At 68.3% G+C, this 12,598-nt stretch carries 13 protein-coding genes and 1 pseudogene; 8 read left to right on the top strand and 6 right to left on the bottom strand.

Annotated elements, in window-relative coordinates; genetic code table 11:
• Positions 1–146: pseudogene (locus FLL47_RS44460) on the top strand (non-reducing end alpha-L-arabinofuranosidase family hydrolase); the annotation flags it as partial.
• 437 nt (positions 147–583) lie between these two features.
• On the opposite strand, the gene FLL47_RS35825 reads toward FLL47_RS44460, so the two are convergent.
• Entirely contained in the window at positions 584–1,618 is a 1,035-nt protein-coding gene (locus tag FLL47_RS35825; protein ID WP_144127097.1) for a hypothetical protein, read from the bottom strand.
• Between the two features lie 592 nt (positions 1,619–2,210).
• On the opposite strand from FLL47_RS35825, the gene FLL47_RS45265 reads away from it, so the two are divergent.
• Entirely contained in the window at positions 2,211–2,573 is a 363-nt protein-coding gene (locus FLL47_RS45265) for a beta-ketoacyl synthase N-terminal-like domain-containing protein (RefSeq protein WP_425457792.1), read from the top strand.
• A complete protein-coding gene (locus tag FLL47_RS35815) occupies positions 2,557–3,219 on the top strand; it encodes a hypothetical protein (RefSeq protein ID WP_222106356.1) in 663 nt (220 codons plus the stop codon). Before FLL47_RS45265 ends, FLL47_RS35815 begins: the two co-directional genes overlap by 17 nt.
• Positions 3,220–3,265: 46 nt before the next feature.
• On the opposite strand, the gene FLL47_RS35810 is transcribed toward FLL47_RS35815, so the two are convergent.
• Positions 3,266–3,466 (bottom strand): hypothetical protein, encoded by a 201-nt coding sequence (locus FLL47_RS35810; protein WP_144127094.1) that lies wholly within the window; start codon positions 3,464–3,466, stop codon positions 3,266–3,268.
• Between the two features lie 84 nt (positions 3,467–3,550).
• On the opposite strand from FLL47_RS35810, the gene FLL47_RS35805 reads away from it, so the two are divergent.
• Positions 3,551–4,186, top strand: coding sequence for a DUF4304 domain-containing protein (locus tag FLL47_RS35805; protein ID WP_144127093.1), 636 nt, complete (start codon positions 3,551–3,553; stop codon positions 4,184–4,186).
• A 303-nt stretch (positions 4,187–4,489) separates the two neighbouring features.
• Here the strand turns inward: FLL47_RS35805 and FLL47_RS35800 are convergent, their stop codons facing one another.
• The 3 genes from FLL47_RS35800 to FLL47_RS35790 all read right to left on the bottom strand — a co-directional run bounded on the left by FLL47_RS35800 (position 4,490) and on the right by FLL47_RS35790 (position 6,949).
• On the bottom strand, positions 4,490–5,314 hold the full coding sequence (locus FLL47_RS35800) for an alpha/beta fold hydrolase (RefSeq protein ID WP_144127092.1): 825 nt from the start codon (positions 5,312–5,314) through the stop codon (positions 4,490–4,492).
• 255 nt (positions 5,315–5,569) lie between these two features.
• Positions 5,570–6,193 (bottom strand): hypothetical protein, encoded by a 624-nt coding sequence (locus tag FLL47_RS35795; RefSeq protein WP_144127091.1) that lies wholly within the window; start codon positions 6,191–6,193, stop codon positions 5,570–5,572.
• Between the two features lie 24 nt (positions 6,194–6,217).
• On the bottom strand, positions 6,218–6,949 hold the full coding sequence (locus FLL47_RS35790; protein WP_144127090.1) for a hypothetical protein: 732 nt from the start codon (positions 6,947–6,949) through the stop codon (positions 6,218–6,220).
• A gap of 403 nt (positions 6,950–7,352) precedes the next feature.
• Here FLL47_RS35790 and FLL47_RS35785 point away from each other — a divergent pair, with 403 nt between their 5' ends.
• Positions 7,353–8,255, top strand: coding sequence for a nucleoside hydrolase (locus tag FLL47_RS35785; protein ID WP_144127089.1), 903 nt, complete (start codon positions 7,353–7,355; stop codon positions 8,253–8,255).
• A gap of 209 nt (positions 8,256–8,464) precedes the next feature.
• On the opposite strand, the gene FLL47_RS35780 is transcribed toward FLL47_RS35785, so the two are convergent.
• Positions 8,465–9,085, bottom strand: coding sequence for a CGNR zinc finger domain-containing protein (locus tag FLL47_RS35780; RefSeq protein ID WP_186316112.1), 621 nt, complete (start codon positions 9,083–9,085; stop codon positions 8,465–8,467).
• A 92-nt stretch (positions 9,086–9,177) separates the two neighbouring features.
• On the opposite strand from FLL47_RS35780, the gene FLL47_RS35775 reads away from it, so the two are divergent.
• The 3 genes from FLL47_RS35775 (at position 9,178) to FLL47_RS35765 (ending at position 12,555) form a co-directional block, all read left to right on the top strand.
• Positions 9,178–10,392, top strand: coding sequence for an MFS transporter (locus FLL47_RS35775; RefSeq protein WP_144127087.1), 1,215 nt, complete (start codon positions 9,178–9,180; stop codon positions 10,390–10,392).
• Positions 10,393–10,646: 254 nt separating this feature from the next.
• The gene (locus FLL47_RS35770; RefSeq protein WP_144127086.1) at positions 10,647–11,168 is read left to right on the top strand and encodes a hypothetical protein; all 522 of its coding nucleotides are present in this window, start codon (positions 10,647–10,649) and stop codon (positions 11,166–11,168) included.
• A gap of 235 nt (positions 11,169–11,403) precedes the next feature.
• Positions 11,404–12,555, top strand: coding sequence for a lytic polysaccharide monooxygenase (locus tag FLL47_RS35765; RefSeq protein WP_144127085.1), 1,152 nt, complete (start codon positions 11,404–11,406; stop codon positions 12,553–12,555).
• Positions 12,556–12,598: the final 43 nt, after the last annotated feature.

The following is a 12,598-nucleotide window of genomic DNA, read 5'->3' as shown; positions in this document are numbered from 1 at the left end:
GCGAACTCATCCGCACCAACGCCGACCAGACCATGACCATCGACCCCTGCAACCTGCAGCTGCTCTACCAGGGCCGCTCACCCAACTCCGGCGGCGACTACGGCCTGCTGCCCTACCGGCCCGGCCTACTGACACGGCAACGTTAGGCGTGACGCAGTTCCGGCACGCGTCTTTCTGACGTTCACCGGCATCGGCGCACACCGCATCGGTCGAACGTCGTCACCCCTCCCGATCGGGATCGGGTGGTCCGCGCCGGGCGGGCTCGGCACCAGGCCGAGCCCGCCCAGCGGGCCGCCGAGCAGCCCGGATCGTCCTGCTGTCCGGACGGGCTTTCGCCGCTGCGGGCACCGCCCTGTCGGTCGGGCAAACCCACAGCCGCTCACATCGACCGACGCTGCGGCCATGCACGGCGTGGGTGTCCACCGGACGCGTTGCCCACCGTCCCGCCGGTCACGGGTTCGGCCAGAGCCGACGCACGTCTGAAACCGGCAGAACGACGCTGCGAGTATCGGCGTGGCATCGGTGAACATCGTTTGCAGACGGTCCGTTTTTCGACGTCCATCGGCCGTCGCCTGGCTACGCGCTAGTCGACCAGGGCTAGGAACGCAGCAATCAATTCCTTGCCGATGGTCATGAGCCCGATCACGAGGCCAACCGCCAACGAGGCGGTCTGTAGCCGGTCAGGTGTGCGCGAGGCGGGTTCGGCCGCCGGTGCGGGCGACCCTGCCGTCGTCAGTGAGGGCTTGATGGCAACGACGGTCGGCACCGCCGGCGTGGTTACCGGGCCCGCAGGCGGGTGAGGCGGTGCCGGTTCTGCGGGTGCCTGAAGCGGCGGCTCCGGGGCGAGGTGCGACGGTGGTTCGTAAGTCTGCTTGGGCATTGGCGCCGTCGGCTGGACAACGGTCTCGGATACGACCGTCCGGCTCGTGCTCAGGTCCTTCCGCGGCGGCCCGTCGACGACGTTCGGCCTCGAGACGGCCACCCCGAGGGCCAGCGAGGCCATTGCTCCGAGGATCGTCGCGCCGATCACCGCGGCGTGATAACTGCCGGGCGCGTACACGGGGTACGAGTCGAAGCCGGCATATACGGTGACGGCCGCTCCGAGGACGCCCGCTACCGCAGTGATCGCGCGCCGTTCGACGCGCATCCGCCCGTTGGCAGCGGCGCGCGTGCCGGCAGCGAGAGCCACCGCACCGAAGGCCGTCGCCAACACCCGGAACACCGACTTCTCGTCACTGCCGATGTACAGCGGAAGCGTAAGCGCGAAGCTTGCCAGCGCGAGCAGTCCGAGGGCGCCACTGAGGCCGGCCAGGCGGAAGCCGTACGCCAGCAGCAGGACGCCGACACCCACCAGCGAGATGACCAGCGCAACCAGCGACACCGGGGTAACCCAGGAACTCGGTAGCCACCACCACACCTCATGGTGCGTGATGACTACGCCCAGCCCGGCGACGAACAGGGCGCCGCCGGTCACCCGGACCGCGACCTCCCCGCCGGCAGAGGCCGCCAGCAGGCAGCCGGCGGCCAGAGCCAGCAACGCGAGCGCCGCGACCACCCCGGCGTCACCGCCGCTCTCGTCGATTCGCCAGCCGGCTGACAGGCCGACCGCAGCGAGCATGACCAAACCGAGCCCGACCCATACCCGACCGACCACGGCCGCCTCCAGACCACAAGGTGTGCATTCTCGTGACAGTCAGTCTGTCGACCTTGCTGCTGGCGGACAAGACACCATTCGGCGGGCGGCGCTGTCGTTGCAGAGGCGTCGCGCCGCAGCCGACCCCCTAGAAGATTCATGCGACCAGGCTGCCGTCGCGGTTGCCGTCGCACCGCGTTGACCTGGGTTCGAGCAAGGATCAGCGGTCTACCAGGCAACGTTTGTCGCGGTCGCAGAAGTACAAAGTGGCCCCGTTGAGGGTTGTCATTGAACCGCGACATGGGAGCCCGACCTGCGGCCGGACTCCCATCACGACCGGGCGACGCCGGCCGTGGTGTCCCGCAGATCGGGCAACTGGTGCGCCTGGCCGTCTCGCTGCGGGACGATCCCGCTCCCTTACTCATGCATCGACCTCAGCCACAGGTCCAGGTTGAGCGTGAACTCCAGACCGGAGCGGGTCGCGGTGTCGGCGCTGCCACGGTCCAGGCGCGTCCGCACTGCGTGGGGCCAGCAGGTCGGGCAGCCAGCGCGTCAGGTGCAGGGCGCTGTCATCGGCATGGGCTGCCGGGCACCCGGCGCCGACTCACCCGACACGCTGTGGCAGCTGCTGCGCGCCGGACACGACGCAGTGACGCCCTGTCCCCCCGACGGCGCGCCAGACCGGGCCGCCGCCGGCGCGTACCCTCCCATCGGCGGATGTCGCTCAAGCCTTCACCAGGCGGGCGGCCGGTGCGGTGCTGGCGACAAACAGGCGTCCATCACCGCCGAAGGCGAACGGGGAGCTGGTCCCACCCCGGGAGAAATGCCTGTTCAGGCGGTGAGACCGGATGGATTCGGGGGTGTTTATCGGTCACATACCGGGTACGGCATCCGCGACACAGCACATACGGGGGTGGAGAGATATGAGCGCCAATTATGAGGCCGGACCCGCTCGCGACGGGCCGGTCGGTGATCCGCGGCCGTCGGAGACCATCGAAACGTATCGCGTCGGCGAGCAGCGGGAGATGGTGGTCACCCGCGAACGTGACCGCTTCGGCGGGATGAAGTTCGGCTCGGCCTTTTTCGGCTGGCTGACCGCGATGGGCACGGCGGTGCTGCTGACGGCGCTGCTGGCTGCTGCCGGAACGGCGATCGGGCTCGCGGCCGCGGACAACAGCGTGGTGCAGGACGCCACGACCGCGGTCACCGACACCGCCACGTCGATCGGGATCGCCGGCATCATCGCGCTACTGGTGGTCCTGTTCGTGTCGTACTACTGCGGCGGCTACGTGGCCGGCCGGATGGCCCGCTTCGACGGCGTGAAGCAGGGCGTCGCGGTGTGGCTGTGGTCGATCCTGATCGCGGTCGTGGTGGCGGTGGCCGGGGCGATCCTCGGTGACCAGTACGACGTCCTGTCGCGGCTCAACGGGTTCCCGCGGCTGCCGGTCAACGAGGGCGACCTCACCGCGGCCGGAATCGTGACGGCACTCGTGCTGGCGGCGGTGGCGCTGATCGGCGCGGTCCTCGGCGGTCGCGCCGGAATGCGCTACCACCGCCGGATCGACCAGGCAGGGCTCAGCCGGTAACCGAGCGGGTGGCTGTTGCCGCCCTCCACGTGATGGGGCCTGCCCATCAGGCGGGCCCCATCCGTCGAGTCTGACGGATCGGCGAACGGGACGCGGCGTCGGCGCTCCCGGCGACCGCAAGTCTGCGCCAGGAGTGCGCAGTGACGCCGATGGTCAACAGGTCGTTCTGCGCGCTGCGGCACACGCTCGACATGTCACCGGCGGCAAGCACGGTCTGAGCCAGCCAGGCGATCAGGCCCGCGGCCATGAGTGCGGCCTGTGCCTCGGGTGGGGCGGTTGCGCCGGCTTCGCGCGCTGCACCGACTCCGGCGGACGACCGTATCGTCGGGTCATGGCGAAACTCGATCTGGTGACACGCGGCCTGCTGCATGACATCGGCGTGACCTTGCATCCACGGGGCTTTCGTGGCTCCGGTGCGGTGTGGCGGCTGATTACGCCCGAGGGTGTCGCCGTTATTCACAAACAGCCGTCGGAGCGGTCACAGCCCACCGCGAAAAGGTTCTACATCGATACCGCGGTGGCCCCGAAGGAGTGGTGGGAGTGGCTGGCGTGGAGGACCGGGCAGACCCAGCCGATGAACAAAGCGAGCGAGATCTACGGCATCGGCCTCATGGAACCCCGGGTGCCGTGCCCCCACCCCGCCGACAGTGACCGCGAGCGCTGGCAGGTGACAGCCGACACCGATGTGGCTCGGCTGCGCGCCGATCTCCTCACCGGCGTGACGCGGGCAGCGGATCGGCTGGTCGAACTGCTGCAGCCAGGCCGCTACCTGGCCGAGCTGAGCGCATTGCCCGACAAGCAGATCGGCCATTGGCCACCGTTGGTCATCCTGCTCTCCGGGCGAGGACCATCGCCGGAACTGGATGCTGCCTGCGCCGGATTACGCGAGGCTTTCGCCGAGCGGCCCCGGGCGGCCGAATACGTCGACGAACTCATCGGCTGGGCGCATGCCCGCGCGTCGCGCTGAGCGCTGGGGCGCGGCTCCGAGATGGGACGGGTCCACAGCCGCGGCAACGCGGCCGTGGACGCTGCGGGTACCCGGCCGGGTCGGCCGTCGTCGCGGACCAGACGGCGGCTGATAGACGGTACGTATGCTGTCAGGCGACTTCGGGCGCTTCTCGCGCACCGCGCTGCCGTCGCCTTCGACCACCCGCTGACGCGCCTCCCGCAGTGTCGACATCACCGGATCGATGTCGCGTCCCACTTCAACGCGGCTGACGCGCCGCGGCGCAGCCCGGTGCCGACCGGCAGGCGCCACATCGCGGCTGCGTCAGGACTGCAGGAAAGTCAGCAGGTCGGCGTTGATGGTGTCGGCATGCGTGGTCGGCATACCGTGGGGGAAGCCTGGATACGTCTTCAAAGTGCCGTTCTGCAGGAGGTCGGCCGACAGCGGCGCCGAGTCGGCGTAGGGCACGATCTGGTCGTCGTCGCCGTGCATCACCAGCACCGGAACCGTGATCTTCTTCAGGTCCCCGGTGAAGTCGGTCTGGGAGAACGCGACGATACCGTCGTAGTGGGCTTTCGCGCCGCCCATCATGCCTTGGCGCCACCAGTTCTCGATGATCGCCTCGGAAGCCTGCACGCCGGGACGGTTGAAGCCGTAGAACGGGCCCGAGGGCAGCGCGCGGTAGAACTCGGACCGGTTCGCAGCCAGCTGTGCTTGCAGGTCGTCGAACACGCTCTTGGGCAGCCCACCGGGGTTGGCTTCGGTCTGCACCATCAGTGGCGGAACCGCGGACATGATCGCCGCCTTCTGCACGCGGCTCTCGCCGTGTCGGGCGATGTAGTGCACGACTTCACCACCGCCGGTGGAGTGGCCCACGTGTACGGCGTCTCGGAGATCGAGGTGGGCGGTCAGCGCCGCCAGGTCGTCGGCGTAGTGATCCATGTCGTGACCATCGGACGTCTGGGTGGAGCGCCCGTGTCCCCGGCGGTCATGTGCGATGACGCGGTAGCCGTGGTTCAGGAAGAACAGCATCTGGGTGTCCCAGTCGTCGGCCGACAGGGGCCAGCCGTGGCTGAACACGATCGGCTGGCCGGTGCCCCAGTCCTTGTAGAAGATCTCCGTGCCGTCCTTCGTCGTGACCGTTCCCACCTGGTGCCTCCCGGTACCAAAAGCACATGAACAACTACTCAGCGTAGTCGCCGGCGGGGTGCCCTGTGGTAATTACGCCTACCCAGGGAGCGCAGCCGGACCATGCGATCCACTCATCCGGCGCGCTGCATCCGGTGGGTGTGCCCTCGGCCCGCGGCGGGTCGTTTGCCGCTTCGGCCGCAGAATCACGTGCCGGTAGCCGATAGCCGAGACCTCGGCGCCGCGGGCTCAGCGGCCGCGAAGCCGCTGCAGGTCCTACGGGCGTGGCTCGAGTCCGAGTGCCGTTCGAAGACCATGTATGACGGTGGAGCTGTCAGCGAGTCGGCTCTGCCTGATGAGCAGGGCTGTCGATACGGGAAACGCCGTCCTGAACTCCGCCATGAGCTCGGCGGCGGCAACGCCGGTCGACTCCCCTGTGCCGAGTATGCGGTCGGCGGTCGGCTCGTCGAGAACGTACACCCAGACGCGGTAGATGCTGGGGTTGTCGGTCAGGCCGGGGCCGGCCACCGTCGTCTTCGGCTCGTACCGCCGGGGCAGGCGGGGCGCCGGGCAGCCGAAGTCGAGTACTCCGGCCGGGCTGTAGTGCGCTCGGCCGTAGGCGCTGTGCCAGTGCGGGTCCTGGCGAATCTGATGCAGCGCAGCGAGGAGCGCCTTCCGGCTGGCCTCCCGCCCTGCGGTTGCGGACTCGGGTCCGGCTTCGACGCACAAGCGCAGCGCGGACCGGTTGGTGACCAGCAGTCCGCTGGTGGTGTCCAGATGCGGGTGCCCGTTGTCGTGGTCGGGGTCCAACGCCAGGGCGATCCCTGCGGCGGCCATCGCGACCGCGACGGCGGCCGTCAGCACGGTCAGCAGGCGTACGCGCAGCCCACCTCGGGCCATGGCAGGATCTCCTTGCTGCGGGCTTCAGCCCATGAGGTTGACGACGGACTGGTAGTCGGCAGCACTGGGATACCAGTTGGTCCAGTTCCCGCAGGAGTATCCGACGATCGTGCTGTGCATGATGCTGGGCAGGTTGCAGTTGCCGTTGTCGTCTGCCAGTCCGAACACGTGGCCGAACTCGTGGTTGATGAACGCACGGCCCACGTTGTCGAGCCTTCCGCCGGAGCTGAAGACCAGGTAGACGTAGGTCCATTTGCTGTCGTAGTGGCCGTGGTCGGCGTTCCAGACAGGATTGTCGTGCACCACGCAGTTGTAGTAGCCCGTCGGTCCGCCGCAGGTGCCGCTCCAGTCCCAGCCGTAGTGGACCTCGATCTCGATGGTGGCGCGGGTCGAGGCGGGATAGGAGCTGCAGTTGCTGTTGGCGGCCCACAGATCGATCCGCCAGTTGCCCGACCCGTCCCAGACTTTGCCCGAGCCCATCTGGGTCAGGGTCTGGTTGACGAAGGACCGCCCGGAGCTGTGGCTGATCTTGGACGTGTCATGTGACTCGACGCAGAACTGCTCGTCGTTGGCACCGGGGCCGTCGGCGTTGGTGGACGCGTAATGCATGTTGTGCTGGTGCTTGAGCGAGCTGGGGTTGGGGTGCGAGGCGTACACGGCGCCCGCCGGCATCAGCACCGCGGCAGCGAAGACGGTCACCCACAGCAACGGCACCCAGACCGGAAGCCGTTCCCCGGAAGACTGGCTTGTCGCCATCAGACCTCCCTGGCCCCTCGCGAACATCGGCAACTAGCAATGGTTGAAGAAGTTTGCCAGTTTTGCAAGAGGTAGCTGAACAATCCTTCATCGGGTTGGGCGGACCATGCCTGCTCGTCGCCGTGGGAGCAGGACACTGCTGCACTGACCGATCGCATGCAAACTCGTCCTGGAAAACGGACCGACGTAGTGCCAACCGCTGCGACGGCTCACGCACGCGGGTGGGCCCGGCCGCTGTCGGGCACGCTCTACTGGCCGGCAGACCTGTGGGACTCGATCAGCGAGCGACGACAGCCCGGCCGCGCAGCTGAGCCGGCTGAGGCTGGGTGAGCCGTTCGCCTGCGTCTTCGGCCGGCGACGATCGGGGCCACGCCTTGCGCTCGTGCCTCCGTACCATCGCAGGGTGCGCCTCGTCCTCGACATGGAGACTCGCGACCCAGACGACGTTCTCACGCTCTGCCTGGTGGCGACCCATCCGGCGGTAGGCTTGGCGGCCGTCACCGTGAACCCGGGTACGCCTGCGCAGCTCGGCGTGGTCCGCACGGTACTGGATCGGCTCGGTGTCCAGGTGCCGGTGGGTGCCCGGGTCGCGGACGGCGGTGGCGACGCGGTCTCGCCGTTCCACCACCGCTGGCTGGGGGACACACCGCGCGCCCGGCCGGACGGCGTGGCACACGAGGTGCTCGCCCGGGTGCTGACCGACGATCCGGACACCGTAGTGCTCACCGGCGCGCCCCTGCACAATCTGCGGCTGCTGCTCAACAACCATCCAGCCGTGGCTGTCCGGCGCTGGGTCGCGCAGGGCGGCTTCGCGGGCGACAACATCGTGCCGGCGGCGGATGTGCTGGACAAGTTCGCCGGTTCGGTTACCCGCGAGTCGTTCAACTTCGGGCACGATGCCAAGGGCGCCCTGCTCGCGCTCGCGAGCGAGCGGATCGGCGAACGGCGCCTGGTCTCCAAGAACGTCACGCACGGTGTGGCCTGGGACCAGCCGCTGCACAGCCGCATCGCGGCGCGTCCGGATCTGACGGCGGGTGCCCGACTGGCAGTGGAGGCCATGGCGGTCTACCTGGCGGAACGACCTGAGGGCAAGCTGCTGCACGACCCGCTGGCCGCGGCGGCCGCAATCGATGCCGCGGCCTTCCGGTGGGTGGAGGTCGAGGTCTTTCGTGAGCGCGGGCTGTGGGGTGCCCGCCCACAAGCGGACACGCGAACATTCATCACGGTGGGAATCGATGCAGAACGAGCACTGGGCGCCCTCCTGGGTGGCCCTACCGCCGGGCGGTCCGGGAAAGGTGCGATCTGATGTCGGCTCCGGCGGCATTTGCAGCCGCCGCCCTCCCCGTCGGAGCACTGCGGCTGGAGCGTGCGTCAATGCCGCGGCGACGTGCATCCACCGCGGGGCATACGGCCGCAACTGGACAGCGCCGGCGTCCGGCTTGGCGACCTCGTCGCCGGCGTGGTAGCTGATCACCCGGCGACGGCGGCGACCGGCTGACTCCGGCGTACCCGGGCTCAGCCTGTCGCGCGGGTGCGTCGCGCGGCGACGTAGCGGCGGATCTTCTCGGAAGTTCCGCAATCGTCCATGCTGCACCAGCGGCGACTGCGGTTCTTGCTCTCGTCGTTGAAGAGAAAGCGGCAGCCTCCGCATCCCTTGATCCGGTCGAGTGCACCGGTGGTGAGAAGCTGGACCGCCGCGTGCACCACCGGCCGCAGCGGCCGGTCGAGAGACTGGTCATCCCGCCAGGTCCATCCGAACGTGCTTCCTCGATCGAGCCGTGCGTGACCGAGTGCGTCCGCTTCGTCGTCTCGCAGCCGGTCCAGCACGGACGTGCTCAAGCTTTGGTTGGCAGCCACTGCCCGGAACACCTCGTCGAGATCGTCGCGGCTACGCAGCGATCGCGTAAGGGCGGCGTGAGCGCCATCCGGATCGTCGCGGGACAGCCGGCGCAACGCCTTCGCCTCCGGCTCGGTGAGTGCGCCCGCATACGCGCCCCAGGCGACCAGTTCGGGGTAGCCAGTCAGCGCGTCGTCGTCCGGGGACCCGACGGGCGGACCGGTACGGGTGTTGATGAAGTCCAGTGCGAGGTTGCCGCCTACCAGGCGCATCCGCGTCACGTCCGCAAGTGTTTCCATTGAAACCGACTTTACCAGTTGACCCGCATTGAAGGACGTCGTTAACATGTTTCCTGCGTACGTAATTTAGCTGGTAACGACGGGAGGGCCTGATGAGACACGGGCGGGCAGTGGGAGCGCTGATCGGCTTGTCCGGAGGGACGTTCCTCTACACCACCGCCGAGGCGCTGCCGATCGGGCTGCTGGTCCCGATGGCGATGGACCTGGCAGTCTCTCCGTCGCAGGTGGGCATGCTCGTCACCGCCTACGGCGCGGTGGTGATGATCGCCTCGGTCCCGCTGACAGCGCTGGTCCGCCGGGTCCCGCGCCGACGGTTACTGTCGGCGCTGCTGGTCGGCTTCGTCGTCAGCAACGCGATCACGGTGCTCGCGAGCACCTTCACGCTGCTACTGGCGGCCAGGATGGTCACGGCCACGACCCATGCGCTGTTCTGGGCGGTAGTGGTGCCGGCCGCCGCCGAGCTGTTCCGACCCGCACTACGCGGGCGGGTGGTCGCGGTCGTATTCGCCGGTGGCACCGTCGCGTTGGCCCTGGGGGTGCCCGCGGGTACCTGGCTGGGCGAGCGCGCCGGGTGGCGGGCCTCGTTCCTGGCGGTGGCCGGGCTCGGCGCGGTCGTGCTCGTCGTGGTGGCCACCCTGCTGTTCTCGACGGGGCCTGAAGAGGGACATGCCGCCAGGGGCGCGACGCCCGACATCCGCCGCTTCGGGCTCCTGGTGGCAGTGGCCGTCCTGGCGACCGCCGGCGCCATCGTCGCCTACACCTATGTCGCGCTCTTCGTCACCGAGGTCAGCGGGTTCTCCGTCTCGTCGGTCGGGGCCGTCCTGCTGGCGCGTGGCATCGCCAGCGTGCTCGGCATCCTCGCCATCGGCGCGGTACTGGACCGGGGCCCGTGGCTCGCACTGGTCGCGACCGTCGCGCTGCAATCGGCGGCGCTGCTGGGGCTCTACACCTTCGGCCATCGGCCGGCGGTGTCCGTCGGCTTGATCGCGCTGGCCGGACTGGCGTTCGCCGCGTTCACCGCGGCGCTCGGCGGCCTCGTACTGCAGGTCGCACCCGGTCGCTCCGACCTCGCCGCCGCCACGGTCTCCGCCGCGGTCAACGTCGGCATCACCGCTGGCGCCTTCGTCGGCGGCCTCACTCTGCCGAGCCACGGCGTGCGCAGTACGGTGCTGATCGGCGCCCTGGTCGGCGTCGTCGCTCTGGTGCTGGCTCTCGGCGAACGATTCATCCCACCTGCGACCGGCTCACCGGAAGGACAGCACCGTGTGGAGTCGGTCAAGGGGACGCCGGTCAAAGCGACGGCATGACGTCGTCGAGGCCTGACTGGCCTTTCGCCTGCCCGATCGCCGCATGCTGACCGGGGTCGCAACTGGTCTCGCTTGAGTGAACTCTGGTGTGCGTGAATGTGCATAGGTGTACTTCGGCCCGTGGGGTCGCTTCTGGTTCACGGGTTGCCTCCCCGCGCGAAGCTGAGCTGTTGCGGCCGGTGGTCAACGGCTCAGGCCGGTGCCCCCTGCCGATTCGTTGCACAGTGCCGTCCATCAATGCGAGCATGTGCCTCGTGCTCTTTCTGCGACGCCACGGCTGGTGGCTCCTACCTGAGCTGGTTGCCGTCGCGATCCTCGCTGCCGGTCTGCTCACCGCGCAGCCCAACCCCTTTCAGGATCAACTGGCCGCCCGGGCGCAAACGGCGCTGGAACAGCTCTCGCCGGCCGCGCTTGAGCTCTACGCGCCCGGCGGGCATGCCGTGGACCACGGGGGCAAGGTCCTGTGCGCCGCCGAGTCATTCGGAACGGAACCTCCAACCGCCAAGCGCATCGAGGACGTTCAGGTCATCTATGCCATCTACTTCTGTGCGGTGGTCAAGCCCGGCACCCCGTGGGACTATGCGAGCCGCAGCTCGGGTCCAGCGGTCATCACGCTGACCGACCCACCGGCCGTTCAGACGGCGAAGTCTGGTGTGGATCCGGACCGGGTATGGGCGATGATCCCCGACGATCTGGAGCAGAAGGCAGCCGCCAGCCTCCACGAATGGGGCAGGCTGGCCGGACTGCGCACGCGCTACGAACAGGCGGTCGTGTAGCCGCTGGACTCTGGAAATCGACTCCGCGGCATTGTCATGGGAGCGATCTCATGTCAAGCTTTCGATGTCTGAGTTTGTCAGACCGGTCGGGAGCCGAGCAACGGGCGCACAGAGGTCTATTTCGTGTGCGCCGAGGTGTATGGCATGCGTCGGCAACTCCTTGCAGGCCGATGTTCCTGTGCGCTCTGTCCTCCGGCAGGCGTCGGCCTATCCGTCAAAAGGAAAGGACGACAGGGTGAATCGCAGACGCCAACTCCTGGCAAGCTTGGCCGCAGCAGTGATCACGGCGAGCGTCGGCTTCGCGGTGATCAATACTTCTGCGGCGCAGGCCCACGGCGTAACGATGTTCCCGGGCAGCCGCACCTGGCTGTGCTATCAGGACGCGCTTCGGCCCAACGGGTCGATCGCCGCCTACAACCCGGCATGTGCTGCCGCGATCGAGGGAAGCAAGAGCTCATCCGATCCGAGCGGCACCACACCGTTGTACAACTGGTTCGCGGTGCTCCGCTCCGACGCCGGAGGCCGCACGACCGGCTTCATCCCGGATGGACAGCTGTGCAGCGGCGGGACCGGCGGGCCGTACAACTTCGCCGCCTACAACGCGACTCGCACGGACTGGCCGTTGACCCACCTCACCTCTGGGGCCAATATCCAGTTCCGGCACAGTAACTGGGCACACCACCCGGGTACGTTCCACCTGGCCATCACCCGCCAAGGCTGGAACCCCAGTTCGCCACTGGCCTGGAGTGACCTTCAGGAATTCTCGAGTGTCACCAACCCGCCGTCGAACGGCGGGCCCGGCGCGCTGAACTACTACTACTGGAACGCACAGTTGCCGACCGGCCGCAGCGGCCGGGCGATTCTGTACATCCGGTGGGTGCGCTCGGACAGCAACGAGAACTTCTTCAGCTGCTCCGACATCACTTTCGATGGGGGCAACGGTCAGGTGACCGGCGTCGGCCCAAACCAGACGCAGCCTCCGCCGAGCTCGCCGCCACCGTCGAACCCGCCGCCACCGTCAAGCCCGCCTCCATCGAGCCCGCCGCCGTCGAGCCCGCCGCCGTCGTCCCCTCCGCCCGGCGGAGCATGCTCGGCGACGTACTCCCAGGTCAACCAGTGGAACAACGGATTCCAAGGCGCGATTACGGTGCGAAACAACAGTTCCAGCACCAGCGTCAACGGCTGGACCGTCAGAGCGACATACGCAAATGGGCAGACGGTCACGCAGTCATGGGACAGCACCTATAGCCAGAGCGGCAGCGTGGTGACGTTCCGCAACGCCTCCCACAACGCGACCATCAGTCCCAGCGGTACGAGATCGCTCGGCTTCCTCGGGAACTGGTCGGGAAGCAACTCCCCGCCAAGTCTCACGTGCTCCAGTCCGTAACCACGAGTGGCAGGACGGCGGGTGCCCTTTGATCAGAGGGGCA

The sequence above is a fragment of the Catellatospora sichuanensis genome, from assembly GCF_007483665.1.
In the GTDB taxonomy this organism is placed as follows: Bacteria; Actinomycetota; Actinomycetes; order Mycobacteriales; family Micromonosporaceae; genus Catellatospora; species Catellatospora sichuanensis.
Note: the sequence above shows the minus strand (reverse complement) of the source record. Positions and strands in the feature narration are given on the sequence as shown.